The sequence below is a fragment of the Kaistia sp. SLG-1 genome, assembly GCF_059699055.1.
Genome location: NZ_AP048544.1, coordinates 2,307,152 through 2,324,364, shown reverse-complemented (window position 1 = coordinate 2,324,364; position 17,213 = coordinate 2,307,152). Strand labels below are relative to the sequence as shown.

The following is a 17,213-nucleotide window of genomic DNA, read 5'->3' as shown; positions in this document are numbered from 1 at the left end:
CGTCCTTGGAGCCTCATCGCCTTCGCGGCGTGGAAGGCGAGCGCCAGCATTCCTGACCCTGGCCGCGGGCCTCGCGTGCGTCATCGCCATGCCCGTCCGGGCCGAGATCAAGCAACCTGCCGCCTCGGCCGATCCGGTCGCGACGGTGGAGCGGATGGGCGAGTTCTTCGCCACGCATCTGGCAACCTCGGGCGGCTATGTCTACGCCTACTCGCCCGATCTCAAAGTCCGTCGCGGCGAAGGCAGGGTCGACAACGGCGTCGTCTGGAACCAGCCGCCCGGCACGCCGGGCGTCGGGGCAGCCTTCCTTCGTCTCTACGAGATCACCCGCGACCCGCGCTGGCTGAAAGCGGCCGGCGCGGCGGCGCAGGCGACCCTCAACGGCCAGCTGCTCTCCGGCGGATGGTACAACTTCACCGAGACCCTGCCGGATCGCCGGGCCCAGTGGTGCTATCGCACCGCGGTTGCCGATGCCGAGGCCTGCGCCGCGATCGACGGCAACAAGGAGCGCAACAACGCGACGCTCGACGACAACATCACCCAGAGCAATCTGGGCTTCCTGATGTGGTACGACACCGTCACCGACGGCAAGGATCCCGCCATCGGCGACGCGATCCGCTACGGCCTCAATCAGCTCTTGAAGGCGCAATATCCCAACGGTTCCTGGCCCGTCTTCCTGGGCCGCGTCTTCCCGCACAAGCGCTTCGCGGCGGCCTGGCGCGCGAGGCTTCCCGAGACATGGTCGAAGGAATGGGTGAAGCCGCCGAGCGCCGCCATGGTGCTGAATGACCAGCTCGTGCGCGATACGATGCGCCTGCTCCTCGCGGCCGATCGATACGAGGCGCGGGAGGACCTAATCGCGGCGGCGCGGCGGACCGGCGACTTCCTGCTCGCCGCCCAATTGCCGGCGCCGCAGCGGGGCTGGGCGCAGACCTACAATCTCGATCTCGAACCGATCTGGGGGCGCAAATTCGAGCCGCCGGCCGTGGCCTCGCGCGAGACCGCCGGCGCCATCGAAGCGCTGCTGCAGCTCTATCTCCGGACCGGCGAGAAGCGCTATCTCGACGGCGCCGTCGAGGCGGCGGACTGGCTGCGCCAGAGCCGGCGCCCTTCCGGCGACTGGGCCCGCTTCTACGAACTGGGGACGAACCGGCCGCTCTACGTATCCGGCGAAGACACGCTGACCTACGACGACAAGGAGCTGCACAAGGGATACAGCCTGGTCGGCGAATTCGGCATCGGGGCGGCGCTCGACCTCGTCGACCGGGTCAAGGCCGGCGAAAAGCCGACGATCGTCGAGGGCTGGAACTGGGTCTTCGAGCCGACCCCCTATTCCCTGAACGAGCCGCGTCTGGCGCTGGGCCACGTCGACGCCGAGGGGCGGCTGATCGAGAATGACTGGATCCAGAGCGGCACCTTCATCCGGGCCGTCCGGTCACTGGGACCGCCGGACACCAAGGCCCAGAACAAGGCGCAGAACACCGAGCCCCCGGCAAACGCGGCACCCGCCGCCAAGACACCCTGACGGCGACAGATTTGCCGCCGCCGACGTGCCGGCTCGGCCGGCCGAGGCCTCAATCGAGCTCGAAGTTTTCCTTGTAGTCGACCCGGAGCGAGGCGGCCTGGTCTTCCTTGCGCAGGACACAGTTGCCGACGACGAGGCGCTCGATCTCGGTGCCCATGAAGCAGCGGAACGCGTCTTCCGGCGTGCAGACGATCGGCTCGCCGCGGACGTTGAAGCTGGTGTTGACCAGCACCGGGCAGCCCGTCCGCTCCTTGAAGGCGCTCAGCAGCTCCCAGTAACGCGGATTGGTGTCGCGATGCACGGTCTGCACGCGGGCCGAATAATCGACATGGGTGACCGCCGGGATCTCCGAGCGCGGCACGTTCAGCCGGTCGATGCCGAACAGGCCCTCGTCATCGAGATTGGGCCGCAGCCGCCGACCGTCCAGCACGTCGCCGACGAGCAGCATGTAGGGGCTGTCGGTGTCGATATCGAACCAGTCGGCCACGTCCTCGCGACGGACGGAGGGCGCGAAGGGACGGAAGCTCTCGCGATACTTCACCTTCAGATTGAGCGTCTTCTGCATGGTTGGCGAGCGCGGATCGCCGAGGATCGACCGTCCGCCAAGGGCGCGCGGCCCAAACTCCATCCGCCCCTGCATCCAGCCAACGGCCTTCTCCTCAGCGAGGGAATCGACGGTGCTGGCGATCAAGTCGTCATCTTGCAGGACGCTGTAGACGGCGCCGGCCGCGGTCAGGCGCTGCTCGATCTCGTCCTGACCGAAATCGGGACCGAGATAGGCGCCGGCCATGCTGTCCTTGCCGTTCACCGAACGCGCGCTGCCGAGATATTCGTACCAGACCGCAAGTGCTGCGCCGAGCGCGCCGCCGGCATCGCCCGCGGCCGGCTGGACCCAGATCTCGTCGAACAGGCCCTGCTTCAGGAGCTTGCCGTTGGCGACGCAGTTCAGCGCGACGCCGCCGGCGAGGCAAAGGTTCCGCTCGCCCGTCTCCTGCCTGGCGAAGCGCGCCAACCGCAGCACGACCTCCTCGGTGACCGCCTGGATCGAGGCCGCCAGATCCATTTCGCGCTGGGTCAGCGGCGACTCCGGCTTGCGCGGCTCGCCCCCGAACAGCTTGTGAAAGGCGTCCGAAGTCATCGTCAGGCCAGTGCAGTAGTCGAAATAGCGCTGGTCGAGCCGGAACGAACCGTCCTCCTTCAGATCGATCAGATTGTCAAGGATCGTCTGTGCGAAGCGCGGGCGGCCATAGGGCGCCAGCCCCATCACCTTGTATTCGCCGGAGTTCACCTTGAAGCCGGTATAATAGGTGAAGGCCGAATAGAGCAGGCCGAGCGAATGCGGAAAGTGGATTTCCTTCAGCATCTCGAGGCGGTTGTCGCGGCCATGGCCGAGCGAGGTGGTGCACCACTCGCCCACGCCGTCCATGGTGAGAACCGCCGCGCTGGCGAAAGGCGAGGGAAAGAAGGCGCTCGCCGCATGGGCCAGGTGATGCTCCGTGAACAGGAGCGAACCTTTCCAGGACTTCGTCCCGGCGATCTTGCCCAGCTGCTTGCGCAGCAGGTCCTTCTGGAACAGCTTCTCCTTGATCCAGACCGGCATCGCCGTCCGGAACGAGGTGAAGCCGTGCGGGCTCGTCGCCAGATAGGTCTCCAGCAAGCGCTCGAACTTCAGGAACGGCTTGTCGTAGAAGACGACGTGATCGATGTCCGCCATCGAGCAATCCGCCTCGTCCAGGCAATAGTGGATCGCCTGGACGGGAAACGCCGGATCGTGCTTCTTGCGGGTGAACCGCTCCTCCTGCGCCGCGGCGACGATGCGCCCATCCTCCACCAGCGCTGCCGCGCTATCGTGATAGAAGGCCGAGATACCGAGGATACGCATGGAGGACCTGCGATCAGAACAGGGTATAGATGAAGGGCGCCACCGCCGTGCCCTGGGTCAGCACCACCAGCGTGCCGAACACCCCGACCATGACGAAGATCGGCAGGAGCCAGAATTTCTTGCGGCTGCCCATGTAGGACCAGAGCTCACGCAGCATTTCCATTTCAGATCTCCCAGTTCGACGAGGCCGAAGACCCGCCTCGCTTGTCAGGCATCAGAACTGATTGCGCATGGCATTCGGATCCGCGTCGCCCGTGGCACGCGTGATCCAGTAGGTTGACGCGGAACGGTCGAAGGAGGCGGCGAGCGGATCGTGCCCGCGCCACCGGAGGAAGAGACCGATCGGCACGAAGGTGGTGGCGTAGATCAGGCACATCACGATCGGATTGACGATCTTGAACAGCAGCAGGCCGAGCTTGGCCCAGAGCCGGTTCGGAACCGTCAGCGTCTCGGGCGCCAGGAACGCCAGCGCGACCAGCACAGCGCCGATCAGCGCCAGCCCGATCGAGAACGGCGTGAAGGCCCCTGAGAGCAGCCACTTGAGCGCCATCAGGCCCAGCAGGATGCCGCCGACGGTGTAGCCGAAACTGCGGTTCGAGGGCCCTTCCGGGATGTGCTCGACCAGCGGCTCGACCATGGAGTGCTGTGCGTGTTTCATCGGAAAAGACAACAATTTGCGGCGTTTTGGGTCAATATGCCGATGGATGTAGGGAAAATCCGCGCCGGCCACGCTGCGGCGCCGGCCTGGCGGCAGGTCCGCCGACAAAAGTGCCCCGAACCTTGCGGCCGGGGCACTCTGACAACGAGCCGGGATGAGAGCCGGATCAGCGGGCGCGCTAGCCTGCCCTGCCCGCGCGCCGGACCGACGGGAAGCCGTGCCGCTTCGCCGACCAGGCGACCAGCAAGGTCGGCACGAGGGCTGCGATCATCGCCCAGGGAAACGAAATTACGCCGAGCGTGTCGAGCAGCACGCCGCCGGCGATGCCGGCCGCGGAGATCGCAAGGTTCCAGACGGTGACGATCATCGCCTGCGCAACGTCAGCGGCCTCCCTGGCGGTCTTGGCCGAGGCGGTCTGGAACAGCGCCGGCGCACCGCCGAAGATGATGCCCCACGCCGCCACCGCGACATAGACCGTGATCGGCGAGCCTCCCCAGATGGCGAGCGCCAGCACGGCCAGGATGAAGACGACGATGCTGACGAGCACCATCTCGCGCAGCCAGCGATCGATCAGCACGCCGGCGATCCAAAGCCCGAGCAGGCCGCCAATGCCGAAGACGAGCAGGATGCCGTCGACGCGGTCGAGCAGGCCAAGCGGGCTAAGGAACGGAGCGATGTAGGTGTAGAGGATGTTGTGCGCGAGCACGAAGGCGAAGATGACGAACAGGATCGAGCGGATGCCGGGTATCCGGAACACCCCGGTCAGCGACAGCCGCTTGCCGGCCGGCTGGCCCGGGAAATCCGGCACCTTGGCGAGCACGAGGCCGATCAGGAGGACCGCCAGCGCGCTCATGATGCCGAAGGCGAGCCGCCAGCCGACCACGCCGCCGAGAAACGTTCCGGCCGGCACGCCGACTGAGAAGGCGAGCGGCGCGCCGATGCCGCTGATCGCGATCGCCCGGCCCGCGAGATGCGACGGCACCATGCGCGCGGCGTAGCTCGCCAGCAGCGCCCAGACGAGGCCGCCGGAAACGCCGGCGAAGAAGCGCGCGGCGAGCGTCAGGACATAATGGTCCGAGATCGCCGTCACCGTGTTGGTCACGGCGAACCCGCCGATCGCCAGCAGCAGCAGGCGCCGGCGGCGAAGCCCCTGCGTCGCGGCGACCAGCGGGATCGCGGTCAGGAGCGAGCCCAGCGCATAGACCGTGATCAGCTGGCCGGCCATGCTTTCCGAGACGGCGAGGCTGGCACTCATGCGCGGCAGCAGCCCGGCCGGCAGCACTTCCGTCAAAAGCGTGATGAAACCGGCCATGGCGAGCGCCAGCAATCCGGCGATCGGCAAGGGCTCGGGCCGGACGGCGGCATGGCCCTCCGGCAGGGCGTCGAGGGGAGAAGTCGAGGTCATGATATTTGCTTCTTTCAGCCTGAAGGGCCGGAGACGGCGCCGGCGGGAGGCGCGGCGCGCGATCGGGCCCGGTTCGGAGAAAAGCTAGAGGGTCGCCTCGTCCCGACAAACAGGCTACAATTCACAACACTTCGGACAAGAATGTCGGCCATCGGAGAGCAGAATGGATAGTCTCGGAGCGCTCAGCGCCTTCGTTCAGGCCGCCGATGCCCGTGGCTTCACCGAGGCGGGGCGCAAGCTCGGCGTCTCCCCTTCCGCCGTCAGCAAGGCGGTCGGCCGGCTGGAGGAGCGGCTCGGCGTTCGCTTGTTTCACCGCTCGACGCGCACCATCACGCTGACGGCCGAGGGTTCGTGCTTTCTCGAGCGCTGCCGGCGCATCCTGTGCGAGATGGAGGCGGCCGAGACGGAGCTGACGCAGACCCAGACCGAACCGCAGGGCAAGCTCCGCGTCAGCATGCCGTCCATGGGCATCCTGTTCATGCCGAAATTCGCGGCCTTCAAGCGCCGTTTTCCGCGCATCGAGATGGAGCTCGATTTCAGCGACCGGCTGGTGGACGTGATCGACGAAGGCTTCGACGCCGTCATCCGCACCGGCGAACCGGCGGATTCGCGCCTGATGGTCCGGAGGATCGGCAGCTATCGCAAGGTTCTGGTCGGCTCGCCCGCCTATTTCGAGCAGACGGGCTTTCCCAAGCAGCCGGAGGATCTCGCCGGTCATGCCGGCCTGCTCTACCGCTACGCCACCACCGGCAAGCTCGACCGCTGGCCGCTGCGTCGCGACGGCGAGTTGGTCGACGTCCCGATCCAGAACAGCGTCGTGATGAACACGCTGGAGCCGCAGATTTCGCTAGCCGAACAGGGGCTCGGCCTCGCCTGCATTCCCGACCTCGCGGTGCGCCGGCAATTGCGGGCCGGCACCCTCGTCTCGGTCCTTGACGATTTCCTGCCGGATACGACGCTGCTGAACGTGCTCTGGCCCTCGAGCCGCAATCTGTCGCCCAAACTCCGGGTGTTCGTGGATTTCGCGGTCGAGGACATGCTGGAACATTGATCCTTGAGCCGCGCGCCTCGCGCTGGCATCGTCCCCCTGCCCCATAGGCAAAATCGCCCCGGCGCCGATCCCGACCGCCAACCTTCCAGCGGAAATGCGATGACCATCCTCTTTCTTCCCGGCGCCGGCGGCAGCGCGAGCTTCTGGAGCGCGGTGGCAGAACGGCTCGATCTCGACGAACCGGCGATGTTCTTCGCCTGGCCGGGCCTCGGCAACGAGCCGCCTGACCCGAATGTCCGGAGCATCGACGATCTCGTCGCCAGGGTGCTCGATGCGCTGACCGAACCCTCGGTGCTGGTCGCGCAATCGATGGGCGGCTATGTCGCCATGCAGGTGGCGCTGGCGGCGCCGGAGAGGGTCCGCGGCATCGTGCTCGCGGTGACCTCGGCCGGCGTGCCGATGCGCGAACTCGGCGCCAGCGACTGGCGCGTGAGCTACCGGGCGAGCTTTCCGCAGGCCGCCGACTGGATCGCGGGGCCGACCGAGGATCTCACGACGCGCCTTGCCGAGGTCTCCGCGCCGATGCTGCTGATCTGGGGCGACAGCGACCCGATCAGCCCGGTTGCGATCGGCGAGCGGCTTCTCGGCCTGCTGCCCGATGCCGAGTTGCAGGTCCTGTCCGGCGCCGATCACGACCTCGCCATTTCGCACGCCGACGACGTCGCGCGGCTGATCCAGGCGCATCTCGCCAAGCTGGCGCAGGCCGCGAGCAAATAGCCGCCTAGTCAGCTCCGCGAGCGAACTCGTCCAGCGGCAGGATGCGCTGCAATGCCTCCTGGATCGCCGGCGTGCCGGCCAGAACCGGATTGCCCCGCAGCAGGCCGTCGCCGACGGTGAAATCGCTCGTCCAGCCGCCCGCCTCCTCGACCAGCAGCAGCCCCGCCAGCACGTCCCAGCTATGCAGGAACAGCTCCGCGTAGCCGTCGATCCGGCCGCAGGCGACCTGCGCCAGGCCGATCGCGGCCGAACCGTTCTGGACGAAGGCGAAGCCCCCCTCCAGCAGCCGACCGACCAGCGCCACGTAATCCGCGAGCGGACGCTTTGACGAATAGCCGGCATCGATGACGGCGTCGGCAGCATCCCGGGTCGGGCGGACCCGCATCTTCTGCCCGTTGCAGAAGGCGCCGAAGCCGCGCCGCGCCGTGAACATCTCGTCGAGGATCGGGTTGTAGACGACGCCGCTTTCGGTCTTCCCCGCCGCATGGAACGCGATCGAGACGGCGAAATGCGGGATCCGGCGCGCGAAGTTCATTGTGCCGTCAATGGGATCGATGACCCAGAGATTCCCAGCCGAGCTGCCGCCGGACTCTTCCGTCAAAATGCCATCCTCGGGAAAGACCTCGCGCAGCCGGCCGATCAGGAAGCGGTCGATGTCGAGGTCGGTCTCCGTGAGCAGGTCATGCGCGCCCTTCTCCATGGCGCGAATGCTGTCGCCGGACTGGAAGGCGCGACGCGCGATGGCGCCCGCCTCGCGCGCGATTTCTTCGGCGAAGGCGTGACGTCGCGCGATCTCGTGGCTGTTCATTCGAGGTCTCTAGGTGTGCGAGGAGGCGATGGCTGCCTAGGCCTGACGGCCCTGCCGCGCCGCGAGCGAGACGCGGACATCCGCCTCCGCGCCGTCGAGCAGGGTGATCAGGGCCTGGCTGGTGGCGGCGGGGTCGCGCTTCTCGATGAATTCGACGATCTGCTGATGCAGCCCGAGCGAATGAAGCTGCCCGGCCGGATTGTCGTCGGTCAGGCGGAAGCTGATCACCAGCGCGGTCTCGATCAGGGCGGACAGGGAGCCGATCAGCTCGTTGCCCGACATGTGCAGGATCGCCTGGTGGAAGGCGAGATCCGGCACGGCGAAGCGCTCGCTGTCGGCGCCGGCCTCCTCCATCTCGGCGAGAATGTCGCGCAACTCGGCGATCTGCTCCGGCGTCGCGCGCTCCGCCGCCAAGGCGCCGGCCATCGGCTCGATCGCCCGGCGCAGCTCGAACAGCGAGCGCGCGTCCTCGATGGTCGTCCGCGCGCCGAAGCGCCAGTGCAGCACGTCGGGATCGAGGAAGTTCCAGTCCTTGCGCGGTCGGACCCGCGTTCCCGTCCGGGGCCGCATCTCGACCATGCCCTTGCCGGCCAGCACCTTGACGACCTCGCGCAGGCCGGTGCGGCTGGCGCCGACGGCGGCGCTCCAGTCGTCCCCGTTCGGCAGCTGGTCGCCGGGCACGAGATCGCCCCGCACGATGCTCAGGCCGATTTCGTTGAGCAGCCGCGCATGCAGGCCGGAGCGGGATGAGCCCTCCTGATGAGGCCTCATCCGGGATGCCCTCGCGAGGGTCGCCGCATTCTTCATATCATTCACACTATTCACATGACTGTCACGCACCGAACCTAATAAGCACATCGCGAAACACGTCACCAGAGTCAAAATCACATAGCCGCATAAATATCTCAAGTTAAACCAAAATCATAAGTCTATCATTCGCAATAATTGCGAAGACATTTGCTGTGGTCGCGTCGGAATGCATTCAAGCATGAATTCCGCATGCGCTCATATTTGCTGATTTTGCAAGAAATACAGCACCACCAAGAACCAGATCTGAACATCACCATCGCCGGGGGCCTCCGTCGTCATGGATCGACGGCGCGCGGGCTGAGAAAATCGACGATGCATGCCAACAGGAATTCGACAGAATGCCATCCATGATGATCGACACGGCCGGCGAAGCCTCCCGCCAGCCGGCTCCGCACAAGCGCCGCCTCGCCGCGCTGAAGAGCACGGTCGCCGCCCGCCTTCCGAAGACCGTATTGTCCAGCCTGCTCTGGTCCGGCGCGCTGGTCGCGACGTCGCTGCCGGCGCTCGCCGTCGAGCCCTGGGTCATGGTCGAGCGCAACTTCTTCCTCGGCGCCGACCCGTCGCGCGGCCAGGGCGTCACCTCGGACGGCACCTACTGGTATTTCTCGGGAACCCACTCGCTCGAGATCGCCGACGGCAACTTCGGCACCGTCAAGATTGACCCCAATGCGATCGCGCCGCAGCTGGAGATCCCGTCCGAGTTCTCGAGCATCGGCCTCAACCATATCGGCGACATCGATTACGCCGACGGGCTGCTCTACATCTCGCTGGATTCCAGCAAGCGGGATCCGTCGACCGGGCAGAAGTACACCAACCCCGTCTTCGCCATCTATGACGCGAAGACGCTGGAATATACCGGCAAGGCCTACAGGCTCAATCCGCCGGACGGCATCCGTGACGTCGCCAGCTGGGTGGCGGTCGATGCCAAGGCCGGCCTCGCCTACGGCATGGCCTATGACAACGCCACGCAGATCGCCGTCTACAACCTGTCCGACTTCAGCTTCAAGGAATACATCCCGCTGAAGCAGACGATCGACCAGGCGCAGGGCGGCAAGATCCTCGACGGCTGGATGTACTTCTCGAGCGACGATGCCGAGAAGACGCTGAGCCGCGCCAATCTCAAGACCGGCGAGGTCGAGATCCTCGGCACGCTGAAGCTCGGCGCCGAGCAGGAAATCGAAGGCCTTTCCTTCAAGTGGACGAAGGACGGCTGGTCGATGAACGTCCTCAACCGCGAGGAGAGCGCTCCCGGCAATGGCGAGGAAGGCGTCGGCTTCTATAAGTACCTGCGCCCCTACGGCAACGTGCTCTCCGGCGAGGTTCATGCCGACATCAAGGGCGGCCTGATCGAGGACAGCCGCTTCGTCCGCGACGCCGCGAACCGCCGGCTTCGCGCCGCGTTCGGCTCGGTCGCGGCCCCTACCGGCCTGACCGCGACGGTCGACGCCAACGGCCTGCATGCAGCGCCGGCCGCCACGGACGGCGTCGTCATCTGGGGCGAAGGCATCACCATGATGGCCGACGCCAAGGGTTCGGGCTACGCGGCCGATTTCGACCGCAACGCCACCGGCTTCGTCGCGGGCGTCGACGTGCCGGTCGACACCTGGCGGCTCGGCCTGCTCGGCGGCTACAGCCGCTCGACCTACAAGGTCGACGATCGCGCCTCGTCGGGCCACAGCGACAATTACGACATCGGCGTCTATGCCGGCACCCAGTGGGGCGCGCTCGGCTTCCGCTCGGGCGCGATGTATGGCTGGCACCAGATCGACACCCGCCGCAACGTCGTCTTCCCGGCCTTCGCCGAATCCCTCTCGGCCGACTACAACGCCGCGACGGCGCAGGTCTTCGGCGAGCTGGCCTATCGCCTCGACATGGGCAAGAGCGCCGTCGAGCCCTTCGTCAACCTCGCCTATGTCCACCTGAACAGCGACGGCTTCGGCGAGACGGGCGGCACGAATGCGGCGCTGTCGACCGACGACTCGACGACGTCGAACACCTTCTCGACCCTCGGCGCCCGCGCCTCGACCCAGTTCGACCTCGGGGGCACCAAGACCTCGCTGCACGGAATGCTCGGCTGGCAGCACGCCTATGAGGACGTCACGCCCGTCTCCAGCTTCGCACTTGGAACCGGCGCCTCGTTCGATATCTCGGGCGTGCCGATCGCCAAGGACGCGCTGGCGCTGGAAGCCGGCTTCGGCGTTTCGCTGAGCCCCAGCGCGACGCTCGGCGCCTCCTACTCCGGCCAGTTCGCCGACGAGGTCACCGCGCACGCCTTCAAGATCAACTTCGACGTGAAGCTCTGATCTCCCGGCCCGCCTTCCCTACCGGTTTCGGCCGGTAGCGATGACGGCGGAGCGACGGCAAAAAGAAGAGCCCCGGATCTCGCGATCCGGGGCTTTGTCGTTTCAGGTCGGTCGCCTAAGGACGTGGTCCTCAATAGGCGATGACGCCGCCCGGCCTCTGCCAGTTGTCGCGATCGCGCGGCGGCATCGAGGGGCTGTTGCGGTCGCGGACCGGCGGACGCCAGTCGCGGCGATCGCGACGGTCTTTCCGATCCTTCTCGGCCTGCGAGATGGCATAGGCGCCGACCGCGCCCGCCGCGACGCCGACGGCGACGGCCGCCGCCGCCTGGTCGGCCTTGCGGCGGTTTTCCTCGTAGACGTTGCGGGTGCAGCGCTCATGCTCCCAGCTGCCGGGGCGGATGCCGCTGTTGGCGCAGGTCACGTAGGCACTGTCCATCGACTGCTGGCTGGACTGGCAGCCCGACACCAGCACGGCGGTGGCGACGGCGAGGAGAAGCAGGGTTTTCTTCTGCATGGGGAAGTCCTGTTGGGGGCTTGGGATTGGGAGCGGCAGGGCACGCGCCCTGCCGCACGGGGGGCGGAGATTTGGATTTCGGAAGATTTGAGGATTGTCGCGACGCCGTCGGCCGGCCGGTCTAGCGAAAGTAGGGAGCCAGATAGATCACGTCGTAGCCCTCGTAGACGGCGGCGACGATGAGGACGAGGACGATGAGGACATAGATCCGGGCAACCGTGACGGCGCCGGCCTTGTAGCCTTCCCAGCGAGATCCGATGCCATAGTGGCGGGGCCGGAGGATCAGCTGGCCCTGCACATAAGCCGCGAACGCCGCGAGCACATAGGCCTGCCCTTCGAGCAGGAGGGTGAGCGAATGCGGGATCAGCGTGCCGCGAAAGGGACCGATGGGCGCGAACAGGACGCCCCACAGCGCGCCCCGATGCAACGTCGCCAGGATGCCGGAAAACGGAACGACGAACGAGGGCAGCGTCGTCAGGACCACTGAGACGCCGAGATTGGTGATGAAGGTGAGTCCGATGGCCAGCAACAGGTGGCCGCCGGCATAGGCATCCGCCCCCGCCTTCATGTAGCCGGGTTGCGAAAGCACCTCGAACATCGCCAGCTTGGCGGTTTCATGCAGCTCCGGAATGAACAGCGTAACGATCATCGAGATCGCGAACAGACCGTAGAACGCAATATTGAGGACGATGAACGCCCGCCTGTGCTCCTTGATAATCGAAAGAGCGTTACAGATGTGGGCAATCAACGCATGCTTCCTTCCAGCGGTGTATCTTGATGACTTGTCACCAATACCGCTGGAAGATTGCCCCTACATTGCAGACTGTCATGAACGCGACAATCTAGACCATTACCCTTCGAAATATTGCATAGCTATCCACGAGATCCGGAGGTGTCCGTCGGCAGGCTCAGCCGGAAGCAGGCGCCTCCGTTCGGATTGTCGAGCACGGTGACATAGCCGCCATGGTGCCGCATCACCTCGCGGACGAGGTTGAGGCCGAGACCCGCGCCCCGCTCGCGCGGATGCAGGCGATAGAACGGCTCGAAGATCCGCTCCTGTTCCTCCAGCGGAATACCGGGGCCGTCATCCGACACCTCGACGAATCCACTCCGGGCCACGCGAATGGTGATGCCGCCGCTCTGGCCGCCATGCTCGATCGCGTTCTGGACGAGATTGACGATGGCGCGTTCCAGCGCTCCGGGGGATCCCGTGACGAAGACCGGCCGCTCGTCGGTATCGAGCGCGAGATGGTAGCCCGAGGCGATGGCGAGCGGCGCGAGGTCCGCCGCGACGCGCTCGCAGAGCGTCACGAGGTCGACCCGCGTGAAGGTCTCGTTCTTGCGATCGAGCCGCTGCAGGTCGAGCAGCTGCTCCGCCAGCGCAGCGATGCGGCCGACATCGGCCAAGAGTCGCGTCTGCATCGCGCCGGGAGGCATGGTCTCGATGCGCGTGTGCAGGATCGAGATCGGCGTGCGCAGCTCATGCGCGGCGTCGAGAATGAACCGCCGATGCTGCTCGTAGCCGTGATCGAGGCGCTGGAGCGCGGCGTTGATGGCCTGCACCAGCGGCAGCACTTCCGTGGGAACCCCGGTCTGCGCCAGACGACCACCGCGCCGGTCGATGTCGATGCGCTCGGCCTCCCCCGCTACCGTCTGCAACTGCCGGAAGGCGCGCCCGACGATCCAGGGGATGGCGAACAGAACGATCAGCGTCACCAGGACGAGCACCACGGACAGCAGCAAGCTGGAGAGGACCAGCAGGACAAAGCCGACCTTCATCAGCGGCACGCCGCCGGACAGCACATAGAGCGGGCCGGCCGGACCATCGGTCGTGTGCCCCAGTCCGGACAGGGCATACGGCGAGAGCTTGTCCCGGATATCGATGTCGATGAAGTCGAGGCGGTCGATATTGTCGTTGAGCAGGCGGTAGAAGTCCGGCACCGGACCGTACTCCAGTACCTCCCCGGTCGGGCTGCGCAGAAGGAACCAGTAGGTCGGAGCCTTTGCGGTCATGGCCTTCAGCTCGTCGGTTTCCCGCACGACCAGACGGCCATCCTTGTCGCGCGACGCGGCGCGCGACGCGACCTCGACCGTTTTCGGGTCAGCGACCATGCCGCCAAGGTCCCCGTAGACGATCAGCAGGGTGAGCCCGAGGGCAATGATGAGGATGATGCCGGCCTGGAGCGCCAGCAGCTGGCGGATCAGGCGTCCCCGGAGCGAATGGCGCGACCACAGCTTCACGTGGCCGTCCTCAGCAGGTAGCCGACGCCGCGAATTCCGTGAATCTCCACGCCGGAATTGGCGTCGGCGAGCTTCCGGCGCAGGCGCGACACATGCGAATCGAGCGCGTTGGATTGGATTTCCTCGTCGAAATTGTAGACCGCGTCTTCGAGCTCCGACCGCAGAACCGTGCGCCCCTGCCGCCGCACGAGCGCTTCCAGCACGAGCATCTCCCGGCGCGTCAGATCGAGGGGGGCGCCCTCGATCCTGGCCTGGCTGTTGCCGAGGTCGAATTCGAGCCGCCCGATCCGCGCGGTCATCGGAACGAGCGCGGACGGCCGCCTGAGCAGGGCGCGGATGCGCGCCAGCAATTCCTCGACGGCGAAAGGCTTGGCGAGATAGTCGTCCGCGCCCATGTCGAGACCATGGATGCGCTCGTCGAGCGCGCCGAGCGCAGTCAGGACGATGACGGGCACGGTCGACTGGATCGACCGGAGATGCGGCAGCAAGGCGAGGCCGTCGCCGTCCGGCAGATGCCGATCCAGCACGATGACGTCGTGCAGGTCGTCCATAACGGCATCTTCCGCGTACTCCAGCGTCGGCGCGTGGTCGACGACGATATCGTAGCGCATCAGCGCCGCAGTCAGCGCTTCTGCCATCTGCCGTTCGTCCTCGACGAGAAGAAGCCGCATTCTTTCGATCTCCAGGTTTTCACCCGACCTAAAGGCTGACGGTTGCAGCAACATTGCGGCGCGCCGGCCGCGAAATTCCGGGGAATCGCGTTGGGCGCGCGAACGGAGGTAATCGCAAAACGAAAAACCCCGGCAGCAAGGCCGGGGCTTTCGCAAGTTCTCTGCGGGGAACCTGCCCGCGGGTCGCGGGCTGGAAGCGCCTCTCAATCGCGGCCCGCCGGCTTCTTGCCGGAAGGCGTGCCGTCGGGGTTCATCCCGTAGCGGCGGTAGAGCTCCTGCTCGTCGCGCGCCAGTTGGGCATCCATGCGCGCGTCGGCGCTCTTCGCCAGCGCGTTGCGCGCGGCCAGCGCGACCGGCGCCTTGACGAAGCTGGAAAGGCCCGTCGGATCCGCCGAAGCCGCGAGGCTGGTCGCGCCCTGAGCGGCGCCGAAGGCCATCGACTCGGCGTTCAGCTGTTTTTCGAGGGCCCTCGTTTCATTCGAGAAATTCGAACCCTGGAAGTTGGATGGCGCGCTCTGGCATGCGGCCATGCCGATGATCGCCGGGAGAAGGAACGCTCCCTGAAAGATGCAGCCGTTCAAGTGCTTGCTCAAGTTAGCGACCTCAGTGGTGGAAGACACAGCCGGGTCTCGCCCGGCCTAGTAGCAGGCGACGCTGAACGGCGCCTGGCGGGACGCCGCCGCGCCGACCGGCGCAAGCGCGCGGGCGGCCAGCGCGCCGCCCGGTCCTGCGAAGCTGACGGCGGCTAGCGCGCCCGTCGTCGCCATATGCGTCGCCTGCGCGGCCTTCCCATGCGCCTGAATCTGGTCGATGCACGATTGCGCGGAGGCATAGCCCCGCGCGCGCTCGCGATCCTCCGCCGTCGCGCCGGGACGGCTGGCCGCCACTTCGGCCGCCGCCTGGCGCCCGGCCATGTCGGCCTTGAGCGCCCCCATCCGCGCATCGCTGGTGCAGCCGGCCGCGAGCAGGCACAGCGCAGCCGTCAGGATCCCCATCGTCTTCATGATGCCGCCGCCTTCCGGGTCGCGGAGACGTAGATGACGACCAGCAGGCCACCGACCACGGTGATGTGTTCCATCACGACATGAAACTCGAGCGTCCGCAGCGGCTCCTCCATCGTCCAGAAGCCATGCGCGATCGGGATCGTCAGAACGGTGAAGACGGCCAGAATGCCCGCGCCGAGCCATGTCCAGCGGTCGAGGATCACCAGAAGCGACCCGCCGAGCAGAATGGCCACGGTCGCGGCGTAGAACGGGACCGCCGGCTCCAGCCCGAAATGCCGCATCTCGGCGAGGCCGGCCTCGACGTCGAGCAGCTTCGCCAGCCCGCTCGACCAGAACATGAAGGTGAAAATGCCCCGGACGACATAGCCGACCCAGGCCATGCGCAGCACAGAGGCAAGCTGGCTCGACAGGCGCGGCGACGGCGCGACCTCGCTCTCGGGGCGGATATCCTTCACTATTTCAAGGCTCATCGTTCTCTTGTCCGTTGTTGTTGGTTGGATTGCAGGGGCCGGCACGCGGACCTCCCTCGCGCGTTCCGCAGGCCTCAGAGGCCGAGGCTGACGCCGAGCCCGGCCTGGCGGATCGACCGGACCTGAAGACGCCGCCGGTCGAACGATTGCAGCGCGCGTCCCCGCCACCGCCGCCCGCGCCGCCGGGTCACGGCGACCGGCCGAAAAAAATCCAAAACTCTGTCCTGCAATTGCCTGCTCCGCTTTGGCCGGCCGAAGACAAGGCTCCGCCGGCGACGGGCGCTGGCGCGCCCGAAGGGTGATAGGGATCGATTGTGTGTCTGGCGCCCCGCTCCGGCCGTCAGGCCGGGTGCGGATGCCGTGCAGGCCGCCCTCGCCCCTGCCCGTCTCGGCAAGTTCGGCTCGAAGGAACGACCTCGCCGAGCATTAGCGAACCCCTTCGCAGGACCGAAGAGGCAATTAGCTACAATTCTTCTGCTATTTCCCGACGCGAGTTCCGAACGGCAGCTGCGTCATCCGAAGGATGAGGTGTGACCGCGTTCACAGCTGGACGTTGCAAGACCTGTATGGCCGCAACATAGATTGGCCATTCTCCTGACGATCGGAACTCCATTTCATGAACAAGACCGAGATCACGCCCAGAGAGGTGTTCGACGACGTGCTGCAGATCGAGGATCATGCGGAGGTCGCCCTCGATCCGGAACAGCGCGCGCTGCTGGCGTCGGATGTGTCCTGGCTCGAATACCGGGCCGAGTTCCGCCGACAGATGATCAAGCAGGGCTTTCTCAAGCATCCGTGGCGGAGCATCTTCGAGGCCGACATGATCTTCACCCTGATCGGCCACAAATGGCTGCAGGGCGAGATTTTGACCGTGAAGCAGGTAGCGACCTATTTCGAGGCGTTCACCAGCGACGTCACGATCACCCGCCACATCGACGACATGGTGGCGTCAGGCACGCTGGTGCGCAGTCCCGACCCCAAGGATCGCCGGCGCCTGCTGCTGATGCCGACCCAGCGCCTCTTCGAGATCGGCCGCATCTTCCTGCAGGCGCGCAAGGAAATCGCGCGCAGGCATGGCTACGTCTATGACCCCATCCGGGCGAGCGCGGGAAAATAGGCGTCAAATTGCAGCCAATCCGCTTTGATCCCTCCGG

At 66.3% G+C, this 17,213-nt stretch carries 18 protein-coding genes; 5 read left to right on the top strand and 13 right to left on the bottom strand.

Features of this window, described 5'->3' with window-relative positions; all coding sequences use genetic code 11:
* The first annotated feature begins 88 nt into the window (after window positions 1-88).
* On the top strand, window positions 89-1,525 hold the full coding sequence (locus AC6HZP_RS10455) for a pectate lyase (protein ID WP_497526502.1): 1,437 nt from the start codon (window positions 89-91) through the stop codon (window positions 1,523-1,525).
* A 49-nt stretch (window positions 1,526-1,574) separates the two neighbouring features.
* Here AC6HZP_RS10455 and AC6HZP_RS10450 read toward each other — a convergent pair whose 3' ends face one another.
* From AC6HZP_RS10450 to AC6HZP_RS10435, 4 genes are all read right to left on the bottom strand, one after another.
* The gene (locus tag AC6HZP_RS10450; RefSeq protein ID WP_497526501.1) at window positions 1,575-3,407 is read right to left on the bottom strand and encodes a carbamoyltransferase family protein; all 1,833 of its coding nucleotides are present in this window, start codon (window positions 3,405-3,407) and stop codon (window positions 1,575-1,577) included.
* A gap of 13 nt (window positions 3,408-3,420) precedes the next feature.
* On the bottom strand, window positions 3,421-3,570 hold the full coding sequence (locus tag AC6HZP_RS10445; RefSeq protein WP_201403496.1) for a DUF5989 family protein: 150 nt from the start codon (window positions 3,568-3,570) through the stop codon (window positions 3,421-3,423).
* Window positions 3,571-3,621: 51 nt separating this feature from the next.
* Complete coding sequence (locus AC6HZP_RS10440; protein ID WP_497526500.1) at window positions 3,622-4,065, bottom strand: SxtJ family membrane protein; 444 nt, start codon at window positions 4,063-4,065, stop codon at window positions 3,622-3,624.
* Window positions 4,066-4,243: 178 nt separating this feature from the next.
* Complete coding sequence (locus tag AC6HZP_RS10435) at window positions 4,244-5,470, bottom strand: MFS transporter (protein ID WP_497526499.1); 1,227 nt, start codon at window positions 5,468-5,470, stop codon at window positions 4,244-4,246.
* A 163-nt stretch (window positions 5,471-5,633) separates the two neighbouring features.
* Here AC6HZP_RS10435 and AC6HZP_RS10430 point away from each other — a divergent pair, with 163 nt between their 5' ends.
* Together AC6HZP_RS10430 and AC6HZP_RS10425 are read left to right on the top strand one after the other, a co-directional pair.
* Window positions 5,634-6,521: a LysR family transcriptional regulator gene (locus tag AC6HZP_RS10430; protein ID WP_497526498.1), complete on the top strand. Its 888-nt coding sequence runs from the start codon at window positions 5,634-5,636 to the stop codon at window positions 6,519-6,521.
* A 99-nt stretch (window positions 6,522-6,620) separates the two neighbouring features.
* Complete coding sequence (locus AC6HZP_RS10425; protein WP_497526497.1) at window positions 6,621-7,238, top strand: alpha/beta fold hydrolase; 618 nt, start codon at window positions 6,621-6,623, stop codon at window positions 7,236-7,238.
* 4 nt (window positions 7,239-7,242) lie between these two features.
* Here AC6HZP_RS10425 and AC6HZP_RS10420 read toward each other — a convergent pair whose 3' ends face one another.
* Entirely contained in the window at window positions 7,243-8,046 is an 804-nt protein-coding gene (locus tag AC6HZP_RS10420) for an inositol monophosphatase family protein (protein WP_497526496.1), read from the bottom strand.
* A 36-nt stretch (window positions 8,047-8,082) separates the two neighbouring features.
* Entirely contained in the window at window positions 8,083-8,817 is a 735-nt protein-coding gene (locus tag AC6HZP_RS10415) for a FadR/GntR family transcriptional regulator (protein WP_497526495.1), read from the bottom strand.
* A 377-nt stretch (window positions 8,818-9,194) separates the two neighbouring features.
* Here AC6HZP_RS10415 and AC6HZP_RS10410 point away from each other — a divergent pair, with 377 nt between their 5' ends.
* On the top strand, window positions 9,195-11,159 hold the full coding sequence (locus AC6HZP_RS10410) for an autotransporter outer membrane beta-barrel domain-containing protein (protein WP_497526494.1): 1,965 nt from the start codon (window positions 9,195-9,197) through the stop codon (window positions 11,157-11,159).
* Window positions 11,160-11,289: 130 nt separating this feature from the next.
* Here the strand turns inward: AC6HZP_RS10410 and AC6HZP_RS10405 are convergent, their stop codons facing one another.
* The 7 genes from AC6HZP_RS10405 to AC6HZP_RS10375 form a co-directional block, all read right to left on the bottom strand.
* Window positions 11,290-11,673 carry a hypothetical protein gene (locus tag AC6HZP_RS10405; protein ID WP_201403489.1) on the bottom strand — a complete coding sequence of 128 codons (384 nt, stop codon included), beginning with the start codon at window positions 11,671-11,673 and terminating at the stop codon, window positions 11,290-11,292.
* A gap of 121 nt (window positions 11,674-11,794) precedes the next feature.
* Complete coding sequence (locus AC6HZP_RS10400) at window positions 11,795-12,421, bottom strand: stage II sporulation protein M (protein WP_497526493.1); 627 nt, start codon at window positions 12,419-12,421, stop codon at window positions 11,795-11,797.
* Between the two features lie 125 nt (window positions 12,422-12,546).
* Window positions 12,547-13,914 (bottom strand): sensor histidine kinase, encoded by a 1,368-nt coding sequence (locus AC6HZP_RS10395; RefSeq protein WP_497526492.1) that lies wholly within the window; start codon window positions 13,912-13,914, stop codon window positions 12,547-12,549.
* A complete protein-coding gene (locus AC6HZP_RS10390) occupies window positions 13,911-14,585 on the bottom strand; it encodes a response regulator transcription factor (RefSeq protein ID WP_201403486.1) in 675 nt (224 codons plus the stop codon). The genes AC6HZP_RS10395 and AC6HZP_RS10390 overlap by 4 nt, the downstream gene beginning before the upstream one ends.
* 203 nt (window positions 14,586-14,788) lie before the next feature.
* Complete coding sequence (locus tag AC6HZP_RS10385) at window positions 14,789-15,166, bottom strand: hypothetical protein (protein WP_497526491.1); 378 nt, start codon at window positions 15,164-15,166, stop codon at window positions 14,789-14,791.
* Window positions 15,167-15,223: 57 nt separating this feature from the next.
* Window positions 15,224-15,589 carry a hypothetical protein gene (locus tag AC6HZP_RS10380; RefSeq protein ID WP_497526490.1) on the bottom strand — a complete coding sequence of 122 codons (366 nt, stop codon included), beginning with the start codon at window positions 15,587-15,589 and terminating at the stop codon, window positions 15,224-15,226.
* Window positions 15,586-16,059: a DoxX family protein gene (locus AC6HZP_RS10375; protein WP_497526489.1), complete on the bottom strand. Its 474-nt coding sequence runs from the start codon at window positions 16,057-16,059 to the stop codon at window positions 15,586-15,588. The genes AC6HZP_RS10380 and AC6HZP_RS10375 overlap by 4 nt, the downstream gene beginning before the upstream one ends.
* A gap of 616 nt (window positions 16,060-16,675) precedes the next feature.
* On the opposite strand from AC6HZP_RS10375, the gene AC6HZP_RS10370 reads away from it, so the two are divergent.
* Window positions 16,676-17,176: a MarR family transcriptional regulator gene (locus AC6HZP_RS10370; protein WP_497526488.1), complete on the top strand. Its 501-nt coding sequence runs from the start codon at window positions 16,676-16,678 to the stop codon at window positions 17,174-17,176.
* Window positions 17,177-17,213: the final 37 nt, after the last annotated feature.